The sequence below is a fragment of the Enterobacter sp. Taxon_8 genome, from assembly GCF_058354585.1.
Genome location: NZ_CM177989.1, coordinates 1,793,876 through 1,819,275, shown reverse-complemented (window position 1 = coordinate 1,819,275; position 25,400 = coordinate 1,793,876). Strand labels below are relative to the sequence as shown.

The 25,400-nt window shown below is 53.5% G+C and carries 26 protein-coding genes and 1 pseudogene; 11 read left to right on the top strand and 16 right to left on the bottom strand.

The window, feature by feature from the left end:
* Positions 1–228: 228 nt before the first annotated feature.
* The 5 genes and pseudogenes from cspE to mgrB form a co-directional block, all read right to left on the bottom strand.
* Positions 229–438: a transcription antiterminator/RNA stability regulator CspE gene (cspE, locus tag AC4IBF_RS08625; RefSeq protein WP_001062678.1), complete on the bottom strand. Its 210-nt coding sequence runs from the start codon at positions 436–438 to the stop codon at positions 229–231.
* A gap of 13 nt (positions 439–451) precedes the next feature.
* Positions 452–596 (bottom strand): annotated as a pseudogene (locus tag AC4IBF_RS08620) (DUF2627 domain-containing protein).
* Between the two features lie 526 nt (positions 597–1,122).
* Entirely contained in the window at positions 1,123–2,112 is a 990-nt protein-coding gene (locus tag AC4IBF_RS08615) for an MBL fold metallo-hydrolase (RefSeq protein ID WP_136195769.1), read from the bottom strand.
* Between the two features lie 23 nt (positions 2,113–2,135).
* A complete protein-coding gene (locus tag AC4IBF_RS08610) occupies positions 2,136–2,426 on the bottom strand; it encodes a YebO family protein (protein ID WP_111964798.1) in 291 nt (96 codons plus the stop codon).
* Between the two features lie 74 nt (positions 2,427–2,500).
* The gene (gene mgrB / locus AC4IBF_RS08605; protein WP_013096124.1) at positions 2,501–2,644 is read right to left on the bottom strand and encodes a PhoP/PhoQ regulatory lipoprotein MgrB; all 144 of its coding nucleotides are present in this window, start codon (positions 2,642–2,644) and stop codon (positions 2,501–2,503) included.
* 161 nt (positions 2,645–2,805) lie between these two features.
* Between mgrB and AC4IBF_RS08600 the strand changes: the two genes are divergently transcribed.
* On the top strand, positions 2,806–3,045 hold the full coding sequence (locus AC4IBF_RS08600; RefSeq protein WP_111964799.1) for a YobH family protein: 240 nt from the start codon (positions 2,806–2,808) through the stop codon (positions 3,043–3,045).
* A 61-nt stretch (positions 3,046–3,106) separates the two neighbouring features.
* Here AC4IBF_RS08600 and kdgR read toward each other — a convergent pair whose 3' ends face one another.
* On the bottom strand, positions 3,107–3,898 hold the full coding sequence (gene kdgR / locus AC4IBF_RS08595) for a DNA-binding transcriptional regulator KdgR (protein WP_136195770.1): 792 nt from the start codon (positions 3,896–3,898) through the stop codon (positions 3,107–3,109).
* Positions 3,899–4,077: 179 nt separating this feature from the next.
* On the opposite strand from kdgR, the gene AC4IBF_RS08590 reads away from it, so the two are divergent.
* Positions 4,078–5,451 carry an MFS transporter gene (locus AC4IBF_RS08590; RefSeq protein ID WP_348942823.1) on the top strand — a complete coding sequence of 458 codons (1,374 nt, stop codon included), beginning with the start codon at positions 4,078–4,080 and terminating at the stop codon, positions 5,449–5,451.
* A 50-nt stretch (positions 5,452–5,501) separates the two neighbouring features.
* Here AC4IBF_RS08590 and htpX read toward each other — a convergent pair whose 3' ends face one another.
* The 4 genes from htpX to AC4IBF_RS08570 all read right to left on the bottom strand — a co-directional run bounded on the left by htpX (position 5,502) and on the right by AC4IBF_RS08570 (position 9,925).
* Positions 5,502–6,383 carry a protease HtpX gene (gene htpX / locus AC4IBF_RS08585; protein ID WP_014884290.1) on the bottom strand — a complete coding sequence of 294 codons (882 nt, stop codon included), beginning with the start codon at positions 6,381–6,383 and terminating at the stop codon, positions 5,502–5,504.
* A 193-nt stretch (positions 6,384–6,576) separates the two neighbouring features.
* The gene (gene prc, locus AC4IBF_RS08580; RefSeq protein WP_025910096.1) at positions 6,577–8,625 is read right to left on the bottom strand and encodes a carboxy terminal-processing peptidase; all 2,049 of its coding nucleotides are present in this window, start codon (positions 8,623–8,625) and stop codon (positions 6,577–6,579) included.
* Between the two features lie 19 nt (positions 8,626–8,644).
* Positions 8,645–9,331: an RNA chaperone ProQ gene (proQ, locus tag AC4IBF_RS08575; RefSeq protein WP_028018656.1), complete on the bottom strand. Its 687-nt coding sequence runs from the start codon at positions 9,329–9,331 to the stop codon at positions 8,645–8,647.
* 96 nt (positions 9,332–9,427) lie between these two features.
* Positions 9,428–9,925 carry a GAF domain-containing protein gene (locus AC4IBF_RS08570; protein WP_008500476.1) on the bottom strand — a complete coding sequence of 166 codons (498 nt, stop codon included), beginning with the start codon at positions 9,923–9,925 and terminating at the stop codon, positions 9,428–9,430.
* A 132-nt stretch (positions 9,926–10,057) separates the two neighbouring features.
* Between AC4IBF_RS08570 and yebS the strand changes: the two genes are divergently transcribed.
* From yebS to AC4IBF_RS08550, 4 genes are all read left to right on the top strand, one after another.
* The gene (gene yebS, locus AC4IBF_RS08565; protein ID WP_045908227.1) at positions 10,058–11,341 is read left to right on the top strand and encodes a membrane integrity lipid transport subunit YebS; all 1,284 of its coding nucleotides are present in this window, start codon (positions 10,058–10,060) and stop codon (positions 11,339–11,341) included.
* Positions 11,310–13,943 carry a PqiB family protein gene (locus AC4IBF_RS08560; protein WP_168708035.1) on the top strand — a complete coding sequence of 878 codons (2,634 nt, stop codon included), beginning with the start codon at positions 11,310–11,312 and terminating at the stop codon, positions 13,941–13,943. Before yebS ends, AC4IBF_RS08560 begins: the two co-directional genes overlap by 32 nt.
* Positions 13,944–14,065: 122 nt before the next feature.
* Positions 14,066–15,463 carry a 16S rRNA (cytosine(1407)-C(5))-methyltransferase RsmF gene (gene rsmF, locus AC4IBF_RS08555; RefSeq protein ID WP_249429551.1) on the top strand — a complete coding sequence of 466 codons (1,398 nt, stop codon included), beginning with the start codon at positions 14,066–14,068 and terminating at the stop codon, positions 15,461–15,463.
* A gap of 107 nt (positions 15,464–15,570) precedes the next feature.
* Complete coding sequence (locus AC4IBF_RS08550) at positions 15,571–15,810, top strand: YebV family protein (RefSeq protein WP_008500472.1); 240 nt, start codon at positions 15,571–15,573, stop codon at positions 15,808–15,810.
* A gap of 34 nt (positions 15,811–15,844) precedes the next feature.
* Here AC4IBF_RS08550 and pphA read toward each other — a convergent pair whose 3' ends face one another.
* Positions 15,845–16,489, bottom strand: coding sequence for a protein-serine/threonine phosphatase (gene pphA, locus AC4IBF_RS08545; protein ID WP_111964804.1), 645 nt, complete (start codon positions 16,487–16,489; stop codon positions 15,845–15,847).
* A 166-nt stretch (positions 16,490–16,655) separates the two neighbouring features.
* Between pphA and AC4IBF_RS08540 the strand changes: the two genes are divergently transcribed.
* Positions 16,656–17,597: a VirK/YbjX family protein gene (locus AC4IBF_RS08540; RefSeq protein WP_133294682.1), complete on the top strand. Its 942-nt coding sequence runs from the start codon at positions 16,656–16,658 to the stop codon at positions 17,595–17,597.
* A 173-nt stretch (positions 17,598–17,770) separates the two neighbouring features.
* Complete coding sequence (locus tag AC4IBF_RS08535) at positions 17,771–18,667, top strand: glycosyltransferase family 17 protein (protein ID WP_133294683.1); 897 nt, start codon at positions 17,771–17,773, stop codon at positions 18,665–18,667.
* A 440-nt stretch (positions 18,668–19,107) separates the two neighbouring features.
* Here the strand turns inward: AC4IBF_RS08535 and AC4IBF_RS08530 are convergent, their stop codons facing one another.
* From AC4IBF_RS08530 to yobA, 3 genes are read right to left on the bottom strand one after another with little or no spacing between them, the layout of a single operon-like run.
* Positions 19,108–19,446, bottom strand: coding sequence for a YebY family protein (locus AC4IBF_RS08530; protein ID WP_111964807.1), 339 nt, complete (start codon positions 19,444–19,446; stop codon positions 19,108–19,110).
* A 16-nt stretch (positions 19,447–19,462) separates the two neighbouring features.
* On the bottom strand, positions 19,463–20,332 hold the full coding sequence (gene copD / locus AC4IBF_RS08525; RefSeq protein ID WP_133294684.1) for a copper homeostasis membrane protein CopD: 870 nt from the start codon (positions 20,330–20,332) through the stop codon (positions 19,463–19,465).
* Between the two features lies 1 nt (position 20,333).
* Positions 20,334–20,705 carry a CopC domain-containing protein YobA gene (yobA, locus tag AC4IBF_RS08520; protein ID WP_115875680.1) on the bottom strand — a complete coding sequence of 124 codons (372 nt, stop codon included), beginning with the start codon at positions 20,703–20,705 and terminating at the stop codon, positions 20,334–20,336.
* 137 nt (positions 20,706–20,842) lie between these two features.
* Between yobA and AC4IBF_RS08515 the strand changes: the two genes are divergently transcribed.
* From AC4IBF_RS08515 to exoX, 3 genes are all read left to right on the top strand, one after another.
* Positions 20,843–21,073: a DNA polymerase III subunit theta gene (locus AC4IBF_RS08515; protein WP_008500465.1), complete on the top strand. Its 231-nt coding sequence runs from the start codon at positions 20,843–20,845 to the stop codon at positions 21,071–21,073.
* Between the two features lie 110 nt (positions 21,074–21,183).
* Positions 21,184–21,834 (top strand): carbon-nitrogen hydrolase family protein, encoded by a 651-nt coding sequence (locus tag AC4IBF_RS08510; RefSeq protein ID WP_133294685.1) that lies wholly within the window; start codon positions 21,184–21,186, stop codon positions 21,832–21,834.
* A 24-nt stretch (positions 21,835–21,858) separates the two neighbouring features.
* Positions 21,859–22,521, top strand: coding sequence for an exodeoxyribonuclease X (exoX, locus tag AC4IBF_RS08505; RefSeq protein ID WP_491463258.1), 663 nt, complete (start codon positions 21,859–21,861; stop codon positions 22,519–22,521).
* Here exoX and ptrB read toward each other — a convergent pair.
* Together ptrB and AC4IBF_RS08495 are read right to left on the bottom strand one after the other, a co-directional pair.
* A complete protein-coding gene (gene ptrB / locus AC4IBF_RS08500) occupies positions 22,518–24,578 on the bottom strand; it encodes an oligopeptidase B (RefSeq protein ID WP_248174502.1) in 2,061 nt (686 codons plus the stop codon). The two genes, exoX and ptrB, sit on opposite strands and share 4 nt — an antisense overlap.
* Before the next feature lie 85 nt (positions 24,579–24,663).
* Complete coding sequence (locus tag AC4IBF_RS08495) at positions 24,664–25,311, bottom strand: tellurite resistance TerB family protein (protein ID WP_111964812.1); 648 nt, start codon at positions 25,309–25,311, stop codon at positions 24,664–24,666.
* Positions 25,312–25,400: the final 89 nt, after the last annotated feature.

Here is a 25,400-nt window from a genome sequence, read left to right as displayed (position 1 = left end):
CTTCTTCACCTGAACCCCAGGACTGTAAAACAACGCCCTGATTTAACGGGAAAAGATGCGTTATGGGTGGCAAAACAGTGCTACTAACCTCGCAGCTTTGCAACAAGTTACTAACAAGACCGCGAATGGTAATATTTTGAAAGATAAGGGACATAAAAAAGCCCCGCGGTATGCGAGGCTTTATGTCTGAGAGTGAAGTGCTAAGCGCTTCAGTCAGCAGCGGTTCGATCAGATAGCAGTTACGTTAACTGCAGCTGGGCCTTTCTGGCCGTCCTGAATTTCGAACTCAACGTTCTGGCCTTCAGCCAGAGTTTTGAAGCCGTTACCCTGGATTGCAGAGAAGTGTACGAACACGTCTTTGCTGCCGTCAGCAGGAGTAATGAAACCAAAACCTTTAGACTCGTTGAACCACTTAACTTGACCTTTAATCTTTGCCATTTTGCAAAATTCCTTAGAGTGTTTTCTTAGCCCGCAGGCATTAACTGAGATAAAACTGAGACATTACTGCATGAGGCACTAATATAAGGTTCGGCAGAGAAGCGGTATTCAACGACAACGTGTTTACTCAGGACTTCTTTACTGAAAATGCCACACATAAACAGAACTGTACCTCGTTTGACCCAAAACGTGTTATCACACACTATGTTTAATATGGCAAGCCATTTTTAAACATGTCTCGATCCGCCGCACAAATTCGAACAGTGCCTGTCAGGTTTTGCACAATTATGCGCATCATGTACAGACAGCCCTGCTGCGTAACAAAGACCCAGCATTGCTTGCACAACCGCTGTAATCTAAGACTTTTTTAACATAGCTCAATCATTACGAACCGTCCAGCAACCGGGAAAAGAAATCTTACGTCTTGATTGAGTTAGAACAATTTGTGAAAACTTATGCTTAAATCATTGTAACGCGACCAAATTGTTTCAGAGAAAAAACACTGTTAAAAAACCACTTCCGTCTGTATTAAAATGCACCAGTTAATAAAACAGCGTTATGCACCAAAATAATGAAATTTTTATGACTCTGCATCAAAAGAAGGCAAGCAAAACGTTTCGATAAAAATAAAACATTCCTGCGAGCGTTTACATCAAGAATATATGCAACAATTTAACGCTTCGTTTATAAGGATAAATATTCACCAATTTTCAGTATCCTGAAAGAATGATTAACTGGTGCTAAATTATCGAGCGCGTTAGTTAACTCCTGCACAGGTTCATCTAGCGCTTCATCTGCCAGTTCAAATACGCCCCAGTGGATGGGAAACGTCAGTGGACAGCCCAGCTGCTGCCACAATGCCACCGCAGATTGCGGATCCATATGATGGACAGCCATGAACCATCGTGGGGCATAGGCACCAATCGGTAAGGCGGCAGCATCTATCTGGCCCAGGCGTTCAGGAATCAACAGCAGCTCAGGTGAATAGCCGGTATCACCGCTGAACCAGAAACGGTGATGCCGTCCTTCCATCACCCAGCCGCACCACAAGGAACGATTGCGGTTCCATGGCGTGCGCATGCTCCAGTGCTGTGCCGGTACGGCGGTCAGCGTCATCCCCTGCCAGGTGAAACTCTGCCACCAGTCAAGCTCAACTACGCGTTTTGCTCCCCGACGACGAAACCAGTCGGCCAGACCCAGGGGAACAAAAACACTAACGTCGGGAAAGCGCTTGAGAATTCGGCGAATGGTCGCGTCATCAAGATGATCGTAATGATTATGGGAGATGACGACCGCATCAAGCTGATGAAGTTGCTCGACAGACAGTACGGGAGGCGTTTTGCGCTGTGGTCCCAGGAAAGGGAGCGGAGAAGCGCGCCGTGAAAATACCGGATCGGTAAGGATAATATTACCGTCCAGCTGCAGCAACACGCTCGCGTGTCCGAGCCACCATACCCCATCTCCATGAGGTTGCGTGAGCTCTACAGGTTGCCACCAATGTTGGATAAAATCTTCATAACCCAGCGCAGGTGGTTTCGGTAAACCGGCCTCTTTACGCGCTTTACGCCAACGGTCAATGTCGCCGGGTTGATGTCCGACAGGGAGGGTATTACGAAAACCGTTCGGGGTATGATGTTTCAGGGAGGGGTCATACCAGGGGTTTTTCCAGACCACAGCCACCTCCCAGGACAAAAAGATTAACGCTCAGCCACCAGGCGGATAAAGTCATCTTCGTCTTTGTTTTCTTCGACGACCGCGTCTTTCGGCGCGTCTTTCTCTTCCGGTTCGTTAGCCTCACACAGACGGCGTAGCAGCGCATTCTGACGTTTTTGCTGATCGAGCAGCGCTTCCAGCAGTTCGATCTGCTCGTTAGTCCGGGAGCTGGCTCGGTTCACGAAAAACCAAATGACCAGACCCACGAGCAGAACAACCAAAGAAATCATCAGGGATGCTATATTCAGCAGCCCTGAATTCAGTAACTCACCCATTTCACCACCTCAATAAAAACGTCTATTTTACCACTGGCGCGAAGGAAGGAAATCACGTTGAGAAAAAATGTCTCTTACCACGGAATAAACTTGTTGATTGCGCAAACGCCGCTAAAAAACTGTACATCCTGATCGCACATCACATTGATCGTCTGCGTCCATAACACCACGCACGCTATCAGCACGATAACCAGAATCACCCAGCGTATTTTTTTCACTCCACACTCCGTCTTAAAACCTGATGTAGCGAGGTTATCACGCTTATCTTAAACAAGGACTAACTGTGCCTCTATCACGCTTTTTTTCAGAATCATGCACTTGTTTCATCACGTAAACACATTACGCTAGCATTACGATAACAACGATAAAAGAGGTAATGATGCGCTTTATTGTTCGAACAATTATTGTACTCGCCCTTGTCTGGATTGGCCTTCTGTTATCGGGCTATGGCGTGCTCGTGGGGAGCACCGAAAACGCAGCCGGGTTAGGCATTCAGTGTAAATATTTAACAGCACAAGGAATGAGCACAGCCCAGTATCTGCATACTGACAGCGGGATCGTTGGCTTAACCCACTGCCCTGTACTGCGTAAAACATCCGTCGTGATTGATAATGGCTAATCAGTCTGATTATGACGCAAAAAAACGCCGCATCAGATGCGGCGTTTTTTACGAAGAGGGATTAAAACGGGTATTCGTGATATCCCATCTGTGCAGAAATTTTACGTGCGGCAGTGTGCAGAATAGCCACATACTCATGCAAACGCTCTTCAGAGAAGCGTAAGGTTGGGAAGGAGATACTTAAGCCCGCAATCACCACGCCAAAGCGGTCAAACACCGGAACGCCTATGCAGCGCAGCCCCTCTTCCTGCTCTTCATTATCTTCGCCATACCCCTGCTGGCGTACGTGATCCAGCACCGTTAACAGTGCGTCTGTGCTGGTAATGGTTCGTGAGGTACTTTGCTTGTATTCAACGCCTTCGAGGATCTGCTTCACTTCCTCACGATCGCGCCACGCCAGCAGAACCTTACCAATTGCGGTACTGTAGAGCGGGTTGCGACGACCAATGCGCGAATACATGCGCAGATTGTACATGGAGTCGATTTTATGGATGTAAACAATACTGTCTTCATCCAGCGCACCGAGATGGATGGTCTCTTTAGTCAGACGAGAGATTTCGCGCATCTGAATATCAGCGCTGCGGATCAGGTCAACATTTTGTAGCGCGCGGGCACCCAGTTCAAACAGCTTCAGCGTCAGAGAATATTTTTCAGATTCGCCTTCCTGGGCGACATAGCCCAGCGACTTCATGGTTTGCAAAAAGCGATATACGGTGCTTTTAGACATCATCACGCGCTGCGACAACTCTGTAATACCTATTTCACGCTCTTCTCCCAGCGCCTGTAAGATGCCAAACACCTTCAGCACGGAAGAAACAGAATCTGGCTGTTTATCCAAATCCGCAATAGCCATTTACCACCTCATAGAGAGTGTTTTATAAAAATCAGAACCGGTTTTTATTATAAGTTCCCGTCATGTCACCTGCAATCAATCCGCGTTTACTTCGTTACAAATCTGCGACATATCGCGGCTGTAACAATGCTAAAATAGTTATCCTGAGAATAATTTCACGCTGAGCTTTTTTAATCTTAATGGAAAAGACCCTTTCCGATGGCCTGCCTTTACCCCTGCGGTATGGCGCGATAGCCACCATCATTATCGGTATCTCAATGGCCGTCCTTGACGGCGCAATCGCGAACGTTGCCTTGCCAACCATCGCCAGCGACCTGCACGCCTCTCCCGCCAGTTCGATATGGATAGTTAATGCCTACCAGATTGCGATCGTGGTTTCCCTGCTCTCGTTCTCTTTCCTGGGCGATATGTTCGGTTACCGTCGGGTGTATCAGTGCGGTCTGGTGGTTTTCACCTTCACGTCCTTGCTATGCGCCCTTTCGGATTCACTGCATACCCTGACGCTTGCCCGCATTGCGCAAGGTTTTGGCGGCGCGGCGCTCATGAGCGTAAACACGGCGTTGATCCGCTTAATTTATCCGCAACGCCATCTGGGGCGCGGCATGGGGATAAATTCTTTTATAGTCGCCGTCTCTTCTGCCGCCGGACCAACCATTGCGGCGGCGATCCTTTCCGTTGCGTCATGGCAATGGCTGTTCGCTATTAACGTGCCGCTGGGTATTGTCGCCATCTTCTTTGCCCTGCGCTTTCTACCCGCTAACGGTCCCAAAAGCACCATGCCGCGCTTCGACGTGGCGAGTGCGGTGATGAATGCCCTGACCTTTGGCCTGCTGATTACGGCGCTGAGCGGCTTTGCGCAGGGACAGTCCCTGATGCTTACCGGTGTGGAGCTTATCGCCCTGCTGGCGATCGGCTTCTTGTTTGTTCGCCGCCAGCTCACTCTCCCTGTGCCTTTACTGCCCGTTGACCTGCTGCGTATCCCCCTCTTTTCCCTCTCCATTTGCACGTCCGTCTGCTCCTTCTGCGCCCAGATGCTGGCCCTGGTTTCTCTGCCCTTCTTTTTGCAGAGCGTGGTAGGCCGTTCAGAAGTGGAGACCGGCCTGCTGTTAACCCCCTGGCCGCTGGCGACAATGGTGATGGCGCCGCTGGCAGGTTACCTCATTGAACGCGTCCATGCCGGTTTACTGGGAGCATTGGGGCTTGCGGTGATGGCGACAGGCCTTTTCGCGCTGGCTCTGCTACCGTCATCGCCAACCGATCTGGACATCATCTGGCGCATGATCCTGTGCGGCGCAGGGTTTGGCCTGTTCCAGTCCCCTAACAATCACACCATCATCACCTCCGCGCCGCGCCATCGCAGCGGAGGTGCCAGCGGCATGCTGGGAACCGCGCGCATTCTGGGACAAAGCAGCGGCGCAGCGCTGGTCGCCCTGATGTTTAACCTCGCCGGGCAAAACGGCAACCATGTTGCGCTTCTCTCCGCGGGAGCCCTTGCCTCGCTCGCGGCGGTCGTCAGCGGCCTGCGTGTGACCCAGCCCAGAGTTCAGGCATAAAAAAAGCCGGGCGGAGTGTTCTCCTGCCCGGCTTAGTAGGGTTCTTTGCCTTACTTCAGGTATTCCCCACTGCGCAGCGCTTCAATACGTTTATCCAGCGGCGGGTGAGACATAAACAGCTCGCTCAGCGATTTGGACTTACCGTTAATGCAGAAGGCCATCATGCTGTTCGCTTCCTGCGGCTCATAGCTGGTTTTCAGGCGCTGCAGCGCGGCAATCATCTTCTCACGACCAACCAGCTTCGCCGAGCCGGCATCCGCGTGGAATTCACGGTGGCGGGAGAACCACATGGTGATGATGCTGGCCAGAATACCGAATACCAGCTCCAGAACCATCGAAACGGCGAAGTAGATCAGCGGGTTGCCGTTGCTCTCTTCACCTTCGTCACGGTTTCCGCCCATAAAGCCTGCCGCGATCTGCGCCAGAATACGGGAGATGAAGATCACGAAGGTGTTTACCACGCCCTGAATCAGGGTCATGGTCACCATGTCACCGTTGGCGATATGGCTGATTTCGTGGGCAATAACCGCTTCGGCTTCGTCACGGCTCATGTTCTGCAGCAATCCGGTGCTGACGGCCACCAGCGACGCATCACGACGGGCGCCCGTGGCGAAAGCGTTAATGTCCGGGGCATGGTAAATCGCCACCTGCGGCATGGCGATCCCTGCCTGACGGGATTGCTGAGCCACCGTATTCATTAGCCACTGTTCCATATCGTTACGCGGCTGTTCAATAACCTCACCACCCACCGATTTCAGTGCCATCCACTTCGACATCAGCAGGGAGATGAACGAGCCACCAAAACCAAACAGCAGCGCCATAATCAACAGACCCTGAACGCTGCTCGACTGAATTCCTGTCAGGCTTAGCACGAGCCCGAAAACCACCATAACCGCCAGGTTGGTGAGCAGGAAGAGCGCGATTCGCATCATAATTTTCTTTTTACCTCAGTTTAACAAAACGCACTATGCGATTACCCACATCGTATGGGTATTGCGGCTATTTTCAAGCATCAAACGGGCGTAAGTCACCAGAAAGACACAACTTTACACAATTGGAAATCTGACTGACGGAAGGATGCAGAACAAAAAGAAACAGGCACAATTTCTTGTGCCTGTCAGGAGGTTATTTTGCCGGAGCGGGCTGTACGGCAGGTTTCTCTTTTTCCTGATTCGCCAGGTCGAGAGCGATATGCACCGTCTCGTCCAGATACGGATCCGGCTCCTGGTAATCTTTTGGCAGATCGTCCAGTTTCTTGAGAAGAGGCTTACCTTCGCGCTTGAAGCGATCGTTGATACGCGCCAGGCGAGTTGCGTCGTCTTCGTTGTTCTCTTTCTCACGCTGTGCGTAATTCAGAGAAACAATATTCCGCTTATCTTTCAGGGCATTGAATCGTGCAATATCCTTCATGATGTACTGGAATTCCGGATCCTTCGCGATGCGGTCGTTATGCGCTTTCAGCAGTTCAGGGCCAAACTGGGTCATATCACCCGCCTTCACGTAAGTCGCGGCATTGATGCTGTCCCACGGCAACGCGTTATCTTCAAACTTCTCGCCGGTTTCCGTCTCCTGGGTGCCAGTCGGCATGATGATGTCCGGCGTGACGCCCTTACGCTGCGTACTGCCGCCGTTCACGCGGTAGAATTTCTGAATGGTGTACTGAACCGAGCCCAGCGCAGGCCATTCCGGACGCAGCATCTGATCGTAAATACGATTCAGAGAGCGGTACTGCTGAACGGTGCCTTTCCCGAAGGTTGGCTCACCGACGATCAGCGCGCGGCCATAGTCCTGCATTGCAGCGGCAAAGATCTCAGACGCGGAAGCGCTGAAGCGGTCAACCAGGACCACCAGCGGGCCTTTGTAGTAGACCACACCGTCGTTGTCGGCATCTTCGCGCACTTTACCGTTGTTATCGCGCACCTGAACCACCGGGCCAGATGGGATGAACAGGCCAGAGAGTGAAACCGCTTCCGTCAGCGCACCGCCGCCGTTACTACGCAAGTCGATGATGATGCTGCTAACGTTCTGCTTTTCAAGCTTCTGCAGCTGAACTTTCACATCGTCAGTCAGCCCCACGTAGAAGCCAGGAATATCCAGGACACCTACCTTCTCTTTACCCACGGTTTTCACCGACATTTTCACCGCGCGGTCTTCCAGACGGATACGCTCGCGGGTCAGGGTAACAATACGGGTTTTGGTGCCTTTACCGGCAGGCAGAATTTCCAGACGTACCTTGCTGCCTTTCGGACCTTTGATCAGCGCAACTACGTCATCGAGACGCCAGCCGATCACATCGACCATGTTCTGGCCGGTTTGTCCAACACCCACAATGCGATCGCCTACGCTAATCGCCTTGCTTTTGGATGCCGGGCCACCCGCGACCATTGAATTGATCACCGTGTAATCATCGTCCATCTGCAGTACCGCGCCGATACCTTCCAGAGACAGGCTCATTTCGGTATTGAACTGCTCAGTGTTGCGCGGAGAGAGGTAGTTGGTGTGCGGATCGATTTCGTGCGCGAAGGCGGTCATCGCGAGTGAGAAAACATCCTCGCTGTTGGTCTGCGCCAGACGACGAATAGCAAATTTATAACGACGCGTCAGCGTGTCACGGATCTCTTTTTCGTCTTTGCCGGTCAGCTTGAGGCTCAGTTCGTCGTATTTAACTTTGCCGTCCCAAAGCGCATTCAGCTCGGCTTCATCTTTTGGCCAGGGCGCTTTACTGCGATCCAGATTAAAGGTGTCGTTGCCGGTGAAGTCCATTGGACGTTCCAGCACTTTAAGCGCGTACTGATAGCGTTCAAAACGACGCTTTTGCGACAGGTTATAGAGATCGTAGAACAGATCCAGCTTGCCTGAACGCAACTCGTCACCCACCTCGGATTTGCGCTTAGCGAACTGCTCGACATCGCTGGCGAGCAAAACGTTATGGCTGTAATCCAGCAAGTTCAGATAGCGGTCAAAGATTTTGGCCGAAAAGGCCTGATCGAGATCGAACTGACGATAGTGCGAGCGGGTAAAACGTGAGGTCACGCGCTCGCTCACCGTCGCGTGCTGCGTCTCTTCCTTGAGTACCGGAATTTGATCAACACGCGTGATATCGTCCACTGCAAAAGCGTGACCTGTTATAGCAAACAGACCCGCCAGCGCGGTGAGCTTAAAAAAAGTGTTCATGCCAGGCTTGGCCTCCGTTTCAGAACAACAAGTGTTCTGCGCGTACAATCATTGACATACCAGAAGTCAGCTGTACACGAACGCCATCTTTGGTGATTTCCAGTACGGTGGCGTCCATAGCATTGTTACCCGCTTTTACCTTCAGCGCCTGACCCACGCTCAGAGCGTTAATGTCAGAAACCGGCGTATGGCGCGGCTCTTCACGAGGGGCACGCGGGGCTTTTGCTGCTGGTTTGTCTGCACGCGGTTTGCGATCGTTATTATCGTTACGGCGCGGCGCAGGGCGTGGTTTACGCTCACGACGAGGCGCTTCTTCCTGGCCGTTTGCCGCGGCGGCTTCGCGTTTTTTCGCCTGCTGTTCTGCACGTTGTGCCTGAACGCGTGCTTTGGCTTCTTCAAGCTGCTTGCGCGCGTGCTCAACGTGCTGCTCGTCCAGCTCACCGCAAGGGTTGCCGTCGAGGTCCACGCGGGTAGCGCCTGGTTTGATACCGTACAGGTAACGCCAGCTCGAAGTATAAAGACGTAAGGCGGAACGCAGCTGAGTTTTGCTGAGGTTCATTTCCCCTTCAACACGCGCCACCAGATCCTGAAAAATACCGACTTTCAGGGGACGAGCTTCACCTTCCGCGCTGAAGCACTGCGGGAAACGCTCGGCCAGAAATGCGATAACTTCTTTACTGCTATTCAACTTAGGTTGATTTTCCATGAAATTTCCTGATTACAACGGACGTTGCCAACAAGCGCAGGCATGAACAGGCGTCATTATAATGACGCTATCAGTAAATGCTACGTTATCCGTTGATTATCCTGCGACGCTCGCAAAGAATTTTTGATAATCGGTTGCAGCGAGTACGTTTTCCAGATTCGCCACCAGCTCGCGCAGCCCCTGTTCGTCCTCGGTTGTAAAGCGACTGAAGACCGTACTGTCGATATCCAGAACGCCAATAATCTGATTTTTGACCACCAGCGGCAAAACGATTTCAGAATTACTGGCAGCATCACAGGCAATGTGTCCGTCAAACGCATGGACATCTTCCACACGCTGGACCTGATTCTCTGCCACCGCCGTGCCGCATACGCCACGCCCTACCGGAATACGCACGCAGGCCAGTTTGCCCTGGAAAGGACCGAGCACCAGCGTTTCACCTTCCAGAAGGTAAAAGCCGGCCCAGTTTACGTCAGAGAGACGTTCAAACAGCAATGCGCTAGTATTTGCCAGAGTGGCTAAGAAGCTGGTCTCACCCGCCATCAATGCCTTAAAATCGCGGTTCAGATCCGCGTAGAATTCTGTTTTGTTCATTATTCAATCACTTAGTTGTCTTACAAATTTACCGCATAGCCTATTAAAATAAGCATTAAATGCGCTCATGCTCAAGATGAATCCGTTCATGAGTTATTATAACTTTCAACAATACTTATTTGTGCGCAGCTGATGGCCTTAAAAACAACCAAAATTACGCCGACGAGAAAGATAACTGTCCATACGGTAAGCGAAGCTTTGCCTCGTGCACATTATCAGCGTTGCCCCCAGTGCGATACGCTTTTTATGTTGCCGAAGATGAAATCGCACCAAAGTGCCTTTTGTCCTCGCTGCGACGCTAAAATTCGCGATGGTCGCGACTGGTCGTTGACCCGCCTCGCCGCCATGGCCGTCACCATGCTGCTGTTGATGCCCTTCGCCTGGAGCGAACCGCTGCTGAAACTCTACCTGCTTGGCGTGCGCATTGACGCCAACGTGCTGCAGGGTATCTGGCAGATGACCCGTCAGGGCGATCCCATCACCGCCGCCATGGTGCTGTTCTGCACCGTTGGTGCGCCGCTGGTGCTGGTCGCCGCCATTGCCTATCTTTGGTTTGGCAATATTCTCGGCATGAACCTTCGCCCGGTGCTGCTGATGCTGGATAAACTCAAAGAGTGGGTGATGCTGGATATTTATCTGGTCGGCGTGGGCGTTGCGTCAATAAAGGTACAGGACTATGCCTTTTTGCAGCCCGGCATCGGACTCTTTGCCTTCATCTGTCTGGTATTGCTGAGCATTCTGACGCTGATACACCTGAACGTTGAGCAGCTCTGGGAGCGATTTTACCCGCAGCGCCCCGCCACCCGTCCCGATGAAAATCTGCGCGTCTGTCTGGGTTGCCACTATACCGGGTTACCCGACCCGCGCGGACGCTGCCCGCGGTGCCACATTCCATTAAGGCTGCGTCGAAACAACAGCCTGCAAAAATGCTGGGCGGCGCTGATCGCCTCCCTGGTGTTTCTGATCCCCGCCAATATGCTGCCTATTTCCATCATTTACGTGAATGGCGGACGTCAGGAGGATACTATCCTCTCCGGGATTATCTCCCTTGCGCACAGCAATGTCGGGGTGGCGGCGATCGTTTTTATTGCCAGTATTCTGGTTCCCTTTACCAAAGTGGTGGTGATGATTACCCTGCTCATCAGCATTCACTTAAAGTGTGAACAAGGCTTACGAACCCGCATTCTGCTTCTGCGATTCGTCACCTGGATTGGCCGCTGGTCAATGTTAGATTTGTTCGTAATTTCGCTGATGATGTCTCTCATCAATCGCGACCAGTTACTTGCTTTTACAATGGGACCCGCGGCTTTTTATTTCGGCTCTGCGGTGATATTGACTATTCTTGCTGTGGAATGGCTGGATAGCCGCTTACTTTGGGATGCACATGAGTCAGGAAACCCCCGCTTCGCCGACTGAAGCGAGAATTAAAACAAAACGCCGCATTTCGCCATTCTGGTTGCTGCCCGTCATCGCCCTGATGATTGCAGGCTGGCTTATCTGGACGAGCTATGAAGATCGCGGTAGCACCGTCACCATTGATTTCCAGACCGCCGACGGCATCGTCGCCGGGCGAACGCCCGTTCGCTTCCAGGGGGTTGAAGTGGGTACGGTTCAGGACATCTCTCTTGGAAAAGGGCTGAACAAGATTCAGGTGCGGGTCAGTATTAAATCTGACATGCAGGATGCCCTGCGCAGTGAAACGCAGTTCTGGCTGGTGACGCCAAAAGCCTCTCTGGCCGGTGTGTCCGGGCTGGATGCGCTCGTGGGCGGTAACTATATTGGCATGATGCCGGGTAAAGGAGAGCCGCAGGATCACTTTGTTGCCCTGGATACACAGCCGAAGTACCGCCTCAATAACGGCGATTTAATGATCCATCTGCAGGCGCCGGATCTCGGTTCTCTGAACAGTGGCTCACTGGTCTATTTCCGCAAAATCCCGGTTGGCCGTGTGTACGATTACGCGATCAACCCAAATAAACAGGGCGTCACCATTGACGTGCTGATCGAGCGTCGCTTCACCAATCTGGTGAAAAAAGGCAGCCGCTTCTGGAACGTGTCCGGGGTGGACGCGGACCTCAGCCTGAGCGGTGCGAAAGTGAAGCTGGAGAGTCTGGCCGCGCTGGTTAATGGTGCCATTGCCTTTGACTCCCCGGAAAACTCAAGCCCTGCCACCGCTGATGATTCATTTGGATTGTACGCTGACCTGGCGCACAGCCAGCGCGGCGTGATCGTCAAACTCGCCCTGCCCGATGCTAAAGGGCTAAAAGCGGGTTCAACACCGCTGATGTATCAGGGATTGCAGGTTGGTCAGCTCACCAAAATGACGCTCAACCCGGGCGGCTCGGTCACCGGCGAAATGACGGTCGACCCGAGCGTGGTCGATCTCCTGCGCGAGAAAACGCGCATCGAAATGCGCAGTCCAAAGCTCTCTCTGAACGATGCCAGCCTCAGCACGCTGTTGACCGGCAATACGTTTGAGCTCATCCCTGGCGAAGGTGAACCCCGCAATAGCTTCGTGATTGCGCCGGCTGATAAAGCCCTGCTGCAAAAGCCGGGCGTAGTGACGGTCACGCTGAATGCGCCAGAAAGTTACGGTATCGAAGCCGGACAGCCGTTAATTTTACACGGCGTGCAGGTTGGTCAGGTGCTGGAGCGTAAGCTCTCCGCGAATGGCGTGACTTTCTCGGTCGCCATCGATCCGCAATACAGCGACCTGGTGCATGGCGATAGCAAATTCGTGGTGAACAGTCGCGTCGACGTGAAGGTGGGTCTGGACGGCGTGGAGTTCCTCGGCGCCAGCGCCAGCGAATGGGTTAACGGCGGTATCCGCATTTTGCCGGGGAATAAAGGCCCCGTGCGCGACAGCTATCCGCTGTATGCCAACCTGGAGAAAGCGGTTGAAAACAGCCTGAGCGATCTTCCTACCACCACGCTGACCTTAAGCGCCGAGACGCTGCCGGACGTACAGGCGGGTTCCGTGGTGCTGTATCGCAAGTTTGAAGTCGGGGAAGTGATCACCGTTCGACCCCGTGCGGACGCGTTCGATATCGAACTGCATATCAAGCCGGAGTACCGCAAGCTGCTGACGCCAAACAGCGTCTTCTGGGCCGAAGGCGGCGCGAAAGTTCAGCTTAACGGTAACGGGCTAACCGTACAGGCCTCTCCGCTGTCACGCGCGCTGCGGGGGGCGATTAGCTTCGATAACCTCAGCGGTGCGGGCGCGAATCTGCGTAAAGGCGATAAGCGTATTCTCTTCCCATCCGAGACCGCCGCCCGCGCGGTGGGTGGGCAGATTACCCTGCACGCCTTTGATGCCGGCAAGCTTGCGGAAGGCATGCCAATCCGCTATCTGGGCATTGATATCGGGCAGATCCAGAAGCTGACGCTGATCACCTCGCGCAACGAGGTGCAGGCCACTGCCGTGCTCTACCCGGAATATGTGCAGACCTTCGCCCGCACCGGCTCGCGCTTCTCGGTGGTCACGCCGCAGATCTCGGCCGCTGGCGTTGAGCACCTCGACACCATTTTGCAGCCGTACATCAACGTTGAGCCAGGCCAGGGCAATGCCCGCCGTGATTTCGAGCTGCAGGAAGCCACGATCACCGACTCGCGCTACCTTGGCGGCCTGAGCATCGTGGTGGAAGTGCCGGAAGCGGGCTCGCTGAACATCGGCACTCCGGTACTATTCCGCGGTATTGAAGTGGGTACGGTCACGGGCCTGACGCTCGGTACGCTCTCCGACCGCGTGATGGTGGCATTACGTATTAGCGAACGTTACCAGCACCTGGTTCGAAATAACTCGGTATTCTGGCTGGCATCCGGCTATTCGCTGGACTTTGGCCTGACGGGAGGCGTGGTGAAAACCGGCACCTTCAACCAGTTCATTCGCGGCGGTATCGCGTTTGCCACGCCGCCGGGAACGCCGCTGGCGCCAAAAGCGCAGCCGGGTAAACACTTCCTGCTGCTCGAGAGCGAACCAAAAGAGTGGCGCGAATGGGGAACCGCCCTGCCGCGTTAATCTGACAGGCTCCGGTGTCAACGCACCGGAGCCTTTATGCTACACTGCGCACCTGAATTTTTCCCTGTGGTGTGCCCGTGGCTCAAAACTCCGTATTTCTTCCCGAACAATTCCTGGCGCAGATGCGCGAGGCGCTTCCTTCTCACCTGTCGTTAGACGATTTTATCGCCGCCTGCCAGCGTCCGTTACGCCGGAGTATTCGCGTCAACACGCTGAAAATCAGCGTCGATGATTTTCTGGCGCTGGTCGCTCCGTACGGCTGGCAGCTTACGCCGGTACCGTGGTGCGCTGAGGGGTTCTGGATAGAACGCGATGACGAAGCTTCACTGCCGCTGGGCAGTACCGCTGAACATCTGAGCGGTCTGTTCTATATTCAGGAAGCCAGCTCGATGCTGCCGGTTGCCGCCCTGTTTGCCGATGGCAATTCGCCAGAGCGCGTAATGGATGTTGCCGCCGCGCCCGGCTCAAAAACCACCCAAATTGCCGCCCGTATGGGTAATCAAGGGGCGATCCTCGCCAACGAGTTTTCCGCCAGCCGCGTGAAGGTGTTGCATGCCAACATCAGCCGCTGCGGTATTCATAATGTTGCCCTGACGCATTTCGACGGACGCGTGTTTGGCGCCGCCCTGCCGGAAGTCTTCGACGCCATTCTGCTGGACGCCCCCTGCTCAGGCGAAGGGGTGGTGCGTAAAGATCCCGATGCGTTAAAAAACTGGTCAGTTGAGAGCAACCTTGAGATCGCGGCCACGCAGCGAGAGCTGATCGACAGCGCATTCCATGCCCTGCGCCCCGGCGGCACGCTGGTTTATTCGACGTGCACCTTAAACCGCGATGAGAACGAAGATGTCTGCCTGTGGCTGCAAGCGCAATATCCGGATGCGGTCGAGTTTCTGCCGCTCGACGATCTGTTCGCCTCAGCACAGGAGGCTGTCACCCCGGAGGGGTTCCTCCATGTTTTCCCGCAGATTTACGACTGCGAAGGGTTCTTTGTGGCGCGTCTGCGTAAAACGCAGGTGGTGGCTCCCCTGCCCGCACCTAAATTCAAGGTCGGTAACTTCCCGTTTTCCCCCCTTAAAGGTCGAGAAACCGCACAGCTTGAAGCCGCCGCTAAAAAAGCGGGACTGGTCTGGGATGAGAGCCTGCGCCCCTGGATGCGTGATAAAGAGATATGGCTGTTCCCGGCACAGATCGAGCCGCTCATCGGAAAGGTCCGTTTTTCCCGAATCGGGATCCGCCTGGCGGAAGTGCATAATAAAGGGTATCGCTGGCAGCATGAGGCCGTAATCGCCCTTGCCGGACGCGACAATACCTTTGCCCTGACGCATCAGGAAGCCGAAGAGTGGTACCGTGGTCGCGATGTCTATCCGGAGAGCACGCCATCAGGCGATGAAGTGATTGTAACGTATCAGGGATACCCGCTGGGCCTGGCAAAAAAGGTCGGCTCAAGGCTGAAAAACAGCTATCCACGCGAGCTGGTTCGGGACGGTCGGCTGTTTACCGGTAACGATCGCACGGATTGATAAAAAGCGCATTTTTTTACTGGCGATTTTGCTCTCTTTGTCTACGATCAAAAATGGGTGGCCACACTGGTCATACCAGATTTTTGACAACCGACCCGGAGAGCACTATGACGAAAACCAGCGTGCGTATTGGCGCTTTTGAGATCGACGACGCAGAGCTGCGCGGCGAAGCACAAGGCGATCGAACGTTAAGTATTCCCTGCAAATCCGACCCGGATTTGTGCATGCAGCTTGATGCATGGGATGCAGACACCAGCGTCCCGGCAATACTTGATGGCGAACATTCAGTCCTTTACCGTGAGCATTACGACAGTAAAACCGATGCCTGGGTCATGCGTCTTGCCTGACCTAAAGAGAACCCGCCCGAAGGCGGGTTATTTATTACTGCAGCTGAGCCAGCGTAAAGTAACCGTCAAATACGGCACCCGTATCAATGTAGTGGAGATTGTCAAAATCATACCTTCTGTCGACGGGCGTATGTCCGAACCAGAAATGATCCGCGCCGCTGATGCCCTCTCCTTTACCCACCATAAACCCCATCAACCGATCGCGGTTCCATAAGACGCGCTGGTCACTGACAGGTTTTTGCCAGCGGTATTCCGCGGCCGGATAATCAGCATGGGCAATCACATTAAGACCGTTCGCACAGGTTATCTCGATGATATGCGGTAAGTCGCGACAGGCGTCAAGCAACGACAGTGCAAGCTGTTGCCGATCGCGTTCAAGATGCGAAAACCACATTCCGCCATTCATCATCCAGAGAGAAAAATCGTTATTATCCAGACCGTCGAGCGCCATTTGCTCATGGTTTCCCCGCACGGCACGAAACCATTTTTCATTAATTAACTGCAGGCATTTAACGCTATCAGGGCCACGATCGATCATATCCCCGACAGAAATAAGTAAATCCTCATACGGATTAAAATGACGGCGTTTAAGTTCATCCATAAGCCACTGGTAGCAACCGTGTATATCGCTGACAACCCAGACGTGACGCCACATTCCACCTTCAATTCGCTGATACATAGCACCTCCTTTAAACAGTATAGCTGCCGCAGAAAAGTCGACGGACAGGCGTGGTCATCACGAAATCAAACAAACGGTAAACCAAACAGAAATAAAGATCCTCGCGCTATTAATCCCCTTTTCCTGGCTCTTTAGAATAAGGGCAGAAAAAAAGAGGGGTCTTCACGTGTCTAATACGCACCTGCATAACGATGTTTTCTATCCGCATCGCACAAATATTATTTCCGAGCTGGTGAACGGCAAACGCGTTCCGGGGCCGATCTGGCGCAAACGCGAATATCGCCTGAAGTTCCTGTTACGTTCGCTGGTGTTCTGGTCTTCTACACATCGCATGCTGGAAACCCTTTCGGGTCGCGACGATTTTGACAGGCTGCTGGCCTCTCAAATTACATTGCCGAGCAAGACCCACCGGCAGTACCTGATGCGCGGCCTGACGGCTAACGATCGCGCCGACGCTATCGTTAACCATTATTACTGGATTGACAGCCTGAAAGAGAGCGGTCTCGCCCAGGCCCTGACCAGCCCGCAGGAACAAGCCGTTGCGCAGTTCCATGCAAAAGACGGTGTAACCTATACGGTCAATGCTTCCTCTGCGGGGAAAGCCGAGCGCGAAGGCGAAAGCACGCTGTGGCTACGCGACAACGAGGACACGCTGCTGGCCAGCCTGACCTTTAGCGTCGCGCGCAGCAATGGTCAGCAAGTCATGGTGATTGGCGGGCTTCAGGGACCCCGCCGCTGCGTATCGCGAGACGTCATTAAACAGGCCACCCGCGCCTGTCATGGTCTTTTCCCCAAACGGGTGTTGATGGAAGTCCTCTTCCAGCTGGCTGCGCAGTCATCCGTCCGGGCGATTTTTGCCGTCAGCGATGAGGGTCACGTTTTCCGCGCGTTGCGGTATCGCCTGAGCAAAGGTCGCCATTTCCATGCCAGCTACGATGAATTTTGGGCATCGCTGGACGGTAAAAAGCTCTCGGCCTTCTGCTGGCAGCTGCCGCTACAGATGGAGCGTAAATCGCTTGAAGAGATCGCCAGTAAAAAACGTGCCGAATACCGCCGCCGCTTTGAGCTGCTTGATGAAATAGAGGTATCCGTTAAGTCCCACTTTTAGCCTGGCTGGCGTCTTCGCTCACTGCATAGTGGATGCAATCTATTTATAGGATGAATAATAAAGCAGTGTACTATTGCGCAGGGCGAGTGCGCTCAGTTAGCATTGCGCGAAATGATACCGGCGAATGCGTTGGAAAAAGCGCAATGTGGGCGCAAAAATGAGGGACTTCGGTAATGATCTATGACTGCTTCTTATATTACGACGAAGATATGCTTCTCGAAATCAGGCTGAACACGCTAGCGGACGTTGTCGATCGCTTCGTTATCGTTGAGTCAACGCATACCTTTACCGGTAAAAAGAGGCAGCTGCATTTTGACATTAATAAATACCGTCAGTTTAAAGATAAAATTATCTACGTTGTGCATGATAAAGAACCGATTACGAAAGCCGCTGAAGAATCACATCCGGCCCGAGAGGTGATCCCGGGTTTGCCAGAGGGAATGGTAGTGGATGCGTGGGCAAATGAAGCCGCGCAGAGGAATGCCATCATGCAGGGTTTGTCCCATGCCAGCGATGATGATTTGATTTTAGTTTCCGATGTGGACGAGATATTTTCACCTCAGGTAGTAGCATCGATAAACCCCAAAAAGCTCTGCACTACTATTTATCAGAATTTTTATAATTATCAGTTTAACCTGCAGGTTTTTAATACAGATAACACGCCAAGAAAATGTAAATTACCGAGAGCCACCCAGTATAAAAATCTCGTTAACTTCTTTGGCGGTGAACCTGAATCATTCAGGAATCTTAAACGCACCCGAAGTGTTAAAAACTGGTCCTGGCTAAAGTGGAACTGGTTCAAGATTAACAACCGCATCATTGAAAATGGTGGGTGGCATTTCTCATGGGTGATGACACCCGAGCGCATCTCAGAAAAAATGTCGACCATTTCCCATACTGAATACGATCTCCCTGAGTTTAACAACCCGGAACACATCATGAAGGTCATTAAAAACGCGGAAGATATCTGGGGGCGGGACAGGACGTTAATCAGGCAAGAGCTAACGGTTGAAAACTTCCCTGAGTACATTGTCCAACACAAAGACAAATTCAGCGCGTTCATTATTTAACTTAAGGGTTGCCCTTTCGAACGTCAGGAGGCGTTTGCTCAGCGGTCGCTCGGCCACAAAATTTTAACAAAGATCCCAAAAAACCCTGGACGCACGCGGTCCTGAGTATGTTATGGTTTAGACAGGATATGGAAAGTTCGAGAAAGTTTCGGATGATGTCGAGTCAGCACCGAAAAATGCTTTAAAAAACATACAGATAAAAAGAGACCGAATACGATTCCTGTATTCGGTCCAGGGAAATGGCTCTTGGGAGAGAGCCGTGCGCTAAAAGTTGGCATTAATGCAGGCTAAGTCGCCTTGCCTTTTAAGAATAGATGACGACGCCAGGTTTTCCAGTCCACAGCTAAAGCGGTCGGAAAAAAAGCGCCAGAGCATCATTAAATGTGAAAAACCGCAGTGCTTTCGCAAGCATCTGCGGTTTTTTATTGGAAACCCGAACGTTAGCAGAGCTTGTCGGCGCGCTCGATAAACGGTGCCAGACTCATTTTTTGTCCCGGATGCGACGGGTCATCGATCTGAATAATGCTAATCGGCTGTCCGCTGCTCTTTCCGCTGGCTACCTGCTGCTCTGCGATATCATTCAGCGGATATTGCACCAGCGTGCTCGGGTTGATCGCATACAGCGCATGGCCCGGACGGCAGGTCAGCATCACCTCTTCGCGATTGAAAGCCCATTTGTCCTTACCCACTTCAAAACGGCTGACGGTGATAACCTGCGGTGCGGCAAGCGCGCTCCCCGTACAGGCCAGCAAGATGAGAGAAAGTACTGTCTTTTTCATATGATATTTAACCTTATCAGAAGGGTTCCCAGGTGGCGAACAGACTGACCGTTGCCAGCACCAGCGCTCCCAGCACCACTTCTGCCTGCGTCATCCTGATAAAAATCTGTTGTGCTCGCCCGCTCTCCGGACGAAACCGTGGCACCAGAAAATACCGATTTGCCAGCGCAATTACCACCATCAACGCCACCAGCGCACATTTGAACAACAAAAACTGTACGTAACCAGCCTGCCAGGGAATATGGACACCCAGTATCATGAGCGCATTGATCGCTCCGCTGAGCAGCACGCCCGTGACGGCGTAATGGCCCACGCGCGAAAAGCGCATCATGGTATAAATGGCGGCATTCTGCCAGCGTCCTTTAGCCAGGCGCATGCAGAACAGCAGAGGCAGTAATCCGCCAAGCCAGGTTGCGGCGCAGATCAGGTGAAAAGCATAATTAAGACGCTGCAACGCCCCCATCGGACCGTCGTTCATTGCCGCGTGCCCTACCCCAGCCAGCAGAATAAGCTGGCCCATCGTAAGCAGCAGCAGCCGCGAACCTTTCAGCGGTGCGAGCCATGCTGCGCCGACCGTGGTCGCAGCGAGTATGATTTGCCACAGCCAGACGCCGCCAAACTGCGTCCTCATTACGCCGTACCAGACCTGCGGGGCAAACACATCTCCCCAGCCGTTACCCATCAGTCCGCCCTGAAGCATAAACATCAGGAGCGCTGCCGCCAGGCTCATTAAGGCCGCCACTTTCTGCTGCAGCTGAAATCGCCGGGACATCAGGCGGTGGAGAGAGGAAGGCGCAAACCAGACGCTGTAAAGCGCGTTGCCAAAAACAAGCATCAGCGCCCCGAAATGGATAAAGCGCAACCCGATATAACACAGCGCCAGCATGCTATTTCACGCTAAAGTGATAGCTGCCTTTGGTTTTATGGCCGTCTACGGAGACGACATGCCAGTCTACCTGGTACGTTCCTGACGTCAGCGTTTGTTCCAGCGGAACGGTGAGTTGCGCCTTGTTCTTTTCGTCGCGCGTGGCGGTTCCCGTTTTGATGACCTGCTTTTGCGCATCCGTTACCACCACACCGCTAAACCCCGGTTCGATGCCTTCTGAAAAATTCAGCGTAAGTGCCTGCGGAGCGCTCACCACGCTGTCCGCTGCCGGGCTCTGCTGTTTAAGATGTGCATGTGCCAGCGCGGAGGGCGCCATCATTGTCGAGGCCACAAAAACCAGTGCGCATACCGCGCGGGAGGCGGAGAAACCCATCGCAATCATTCCTTTTTGTTATGTCTGTATGCTAAAGAATAACGCTGTATAATAAACGAGTCGAGGATCATCCTGCCTCCGCTTGTCATCGTCGTGCAATCGCGGTAACGTTGCCGCCGCAGAAAAAGGAGAAGGTAATGAAGATCAATCTGGCCGCCCTTCCGCAGGACGAGATGGATAAAGTGAATGTCGATCTCGCTGCCGCTGGCGTCGCGTTCAAAGAGCGTTACAACATGCCTGTCGTGGCTGAAGTCGTTGAACGGGAACAACCCGCCCATCTGCGCGACTGGTTTCGCGAAAGATTAATCGCCCACCGTCTCGCCTCGGTTAACCTCTCCCGTTTACCGTACGAACCTAAAGTTAAATAAGCTTAACGAGTCGTTACACTTCCTTACGCGGAATCTGGCAGGATAAGAAAACCCTGATAAATTTAGGTGTATTCTTAAATCCCTGCGACTCAGTGTATAAGGAAGTCACGATGTCACATTGGAACATAGCGGCAGCCCAGTATGGCGGGCTGCATCAGAGTGTGAATGACCATGTTACGCACCACCTGCGCTTCATCGCCGAAGCCGCACGGCAGGGGTGCGATCTGCTGGTCTTCCCTGAACTCTCCTTAACGGGCTCTGGCGCGCCGACGCTACCTCCCCCACCCGATGACGCGCAGCTGGAGCCGCTGCTTAACGCGGCACATTTTTACCAGATTACCGTTATTGCGGGACTCCCCCTGGTTCAGGATGGGCAGAGACAGAAAGGTCTTGTGCTGTTTTCGCCTGCTTGCCATCGCATTTTGCGCTATCCGCAAGGGCGCGGAGCCAGCCTGGTGCCGGGGGACAAGCACCTTAGCATCATTGATGCACATCCCGACTCTCCCAATCTCGATCCCAGAGCAACGCTTGTTACCAGCTGCCAGTCGGTGGGGGATAATCGCTGGCGGCAGTCCATCAGTAACCTGCAGCGCTTCGCGCATAAATATGCTATTGCGGTGCTAATGGCGAATGCCTGCGGCGGCAGCGCGCTATGGGATGATAAAGGCCAGCTGATCGTCCGCGCGGATAAGGGCGAGCTTCTGGTGACCGGCACGCTCGGCGGAGAGGGTTGGCAAGGCGATATCATTCCTTTAGGCTAGGCGTTTTAAGCTCAGGAGTTTTCAATGCTGCGCGTCATCGATACCGAAACTTGCGATCTTCAGGGCGGAATAGTGGAAGTGGCCTCTGTCGACGTGGTTGATGGTAAAATCGTCAACCCAATGAGCCATCTGGTGCGTCCCGATCGCCCCATCAGCCCCCAGGCGATGGCTATCCATCGCATTACAGAATCGATGGTGGCGGATAAGCCCTGGATTGAAGAGATCATTCCGCACTACTACGGTAGCCCGTGGTACGTCGCGCATAACGCCAGCTTTGACCGCCGGGTGCTACCTGAAATGCCGGGCGAATGGATTTGCACAATGAAGCTGGCGCGTCGTCTCTGGCCGGGCATTAAATACAGCAATATGGCGCTGTACAAGTCCCGCAAGCTCAGCGTTCGTCCCCCTGAGGGGCTTCACCATCACCGCGCCCTGTATGACTGCTATATCACCGCCGCGTTACTGATTGATATTATGAATATCTCAGGCTGGACACCGGATGATATGGCGACGATCACCGGACGCCCCGCGTTACTGACCACATTTACCTTTGGTAAATATCGCGGGAAGCCGGTGTCTGAGGTAGCGGATAAAGACCCGGGCTATTTGCGCTGGCTGTATAACAACCTCGACAGAATGAGTCCGGAACTGCGCTTAACGCTGAAACATTATCTGGGCGACGCTTAACCCTCCGCACGGCCTGGCAGCGTGTCCTGCGCCAGGCCAATCAGGAAGGCATATTCCAGGGCAACCCCTTCGTACGATTTAAATCGTCCCGATTTCCCGCCGTGTCCGGAGTCCATATCGGTACACAGCAGCAGCAGATTGTCATCGGTTTTCAGCTCCCGCAGCTTTGCCACCCATTTTGCCGGCTCCCAGTACTGCACCTGAGAATCATGCAAACCGGTGGTGACCAGCATGTGCGGGTAGGCTTTCGCCTCCACGTTGTCGTACGGGCTGTACTCTTTCATATAGCGGTAGTACATCTCATCCTGCGGATTTCCCCACTCTTCAAACTCCCCGGTGGTAAGAGGGATTGATTCATCGAGCATGGTCGTGACCACATCGACAAACGGTACCTGCGCGACAATCCCCTTAAAGCGGTCGGGACGCTGGTTGATAACCGCCCCCATCAGCATGCCGCCCGCGCTGCCGCCCATGCCAAAGCAGAGTTGCGGATCGCCATAGCCCTGCTCAATCAGCGCATCGCAGACGTCGAGATAATCATTGAAGGTGTTTTTCTTTTTCAGGAATTTCCCGTCTTCATACCAGTGCTGGCCCAGCTCACCGCCGCCGCGAATATGGGCTATGGCGAAAACAAAACCGCGATCGAGCAGGCTTAATCGGCTGCTGCTGAAATCGGCGTCCATGCTTGAGCCATACGAACCGTAGCCGTAAACCAGGATCGGGTTTTTGCCTTTCTGAAAATGGGCTTGGTGATAGACGAGCGAGACGGGGACCTCAACGCCATCCCGGGCGGTGACCCAGAGGTGCTCGCTGCGGTAGTTTTCAGACTCAAAACCTTTTACCTCGGTCTGTTTAATCACCTGGCGCTGCCCGGTATCCATGTCCAGCTCAAACAGGGTGTCCGGTGTGGTCATGGATGAGTAGCCGTAGCGCAACCGCGATGATTCGGGTTCGGGATTGAATCCAATCCACGTCACATAGGCCGGGTCGTCGAACGCAATCCCGACCACTTCCCGCGTTTTGCGGTTGATTTGCCGGATACTGGTCAGCCCGCGCTGGCGCTCTTCCACTACCAGCCAGTCGGTAAACAGGGTGAACCCTTCCAGCATCACCTGATCACGCGCGGGGATAAGCACCTCCCACTTGCGTTCATCGCGCACTTTGGTTTTATAGAGACCAAAGTTTTTGCCCTCACGATTGGAGCGCAGATAAAAGCTATGCTGGAAGTGATCCAGGCTGTACTCGTGATCCTTGCGGCGCGGCAGGAAACAGAGCGGCTGGGCGTCAGGCAGTTCGGCATCCAGCAGCAGAACTTCCGACGTCGTCGCGCTGGCAAGGAAGATAATCACATAGTGGCGCGAGGAGGTTTTATGCAGGCTGACATAGAACGTTTCGTCTTTCTCTTCATAAACCAGCTCGTCGTCAGCGGAGTCCGTTCCCACGGTATGCCGCCATACCTGATAAGGCAGTAGCGTCGAGGCGTGCTTTTTGACGTAGTAAACCGTCTCGGAATCATTCGCCCAGACAAAATCCGGGGACACATTTTCCAGCATTTCCGGATACCAGTTGCCGCTCTCCAGATTGCGAAACCGCAGGCCGTACTGACGGCGGGAGAGATAATCCTCCGCAAGCGCCATCACCGCATTGTCAGGCGAAATGGACATGCCGCCCAGGGTATAAAACTCGCTGTGGGCAGCGCGCTGGTTGGCATCCAGCAGAATATCCCACTCGTCCCATTCGGCGCTTAACACCGACTGACGCTGGTAGATGGGATACTCATTTCCGGGCTCGTAAATATGGCGATAGCGATAGCCGTTTTTGGTCCAGGGCGCGGAGATATCGCGCTGCGGAATACGCTGCACCATTTCATTCAGCAGCTGGTCCTGAAGCGTCTGCTGGCTGGACATGACCTTGCGGCCATAGTCGTTTTCCTCGTGCAGGTAGTCGAGCACCTCTGGCTGGGAGCGCGAATCGTCCCGTAGCCAGTAATAGTTGTCTATACGCGTATCGCCATGCGTGGTGATCGCATAAGGTATACGTCGGGCTTTCGGTGGCATGTCATCATTCTTTTTCGTTTTACACCCTATAAGGTTGGCAAAACCCACGCATGATGCAAGCGAAACAGGGTCGCAACGGCGAGAACTATCCCTGTAACGCCTGTTTTTGTTCCCGGATATCCCGCTCAATGCCTTCGCGCACGTCTTGTGGGATCTTTAACGCATCGCCCAGGGCGTTAAGGTAGCTCCGCTCCATAAAGTGATCGATATCGATGGCGGCACAGCTGAGGAAATAGAGTTCAAGCGCCTCTTCCTCATTTTTCACGCTTTGTGCCAGACGCTGCGGCTCCAGAGGCTGTTCGATGGCCTGCGCCACCAGCGTTCTGCCCTTCTCTTCAACGCCGGCTTCACGCAGCTGCTGCTCGATCGCCAGTCGTTCCTTATCGTCGATATGTCCGTCACTTTTCGCGGCAAAGACCAGCGCCAGGATCAGCCGTTCGGTACGCAGATCCAGCGGCGAGGTGTGCTCGCCGTAGTGTGGTTCATCACTGTGCGCGGTCCTAACCCTGTCCTTGTATTTGTTCCATAGGACGGTACCCGCAATGGCGCCCCCACCGGCCAGCAGTGCGCCTGTCCCGTACTTTGCCAGCAGCTTGCGCGAGGATTTATTCGCGACCAGCAGGCCTGCCAGTCCGCCTAGCGCCCCGGGTACCAGCAGTTTGCTCAGGTCCCGCTCGCCAGACGATGTTTTCTGCCCTAACAGGGATTGCAATTGATTTAGCCAGCCAGACATGATTTCCCTCACTTAACGGTGAACATGATCCACAGCGTAAGCGAGCAGGCGTCAGGAAATGTCTGGACGGGCTAAAGAAGCGCAAATTT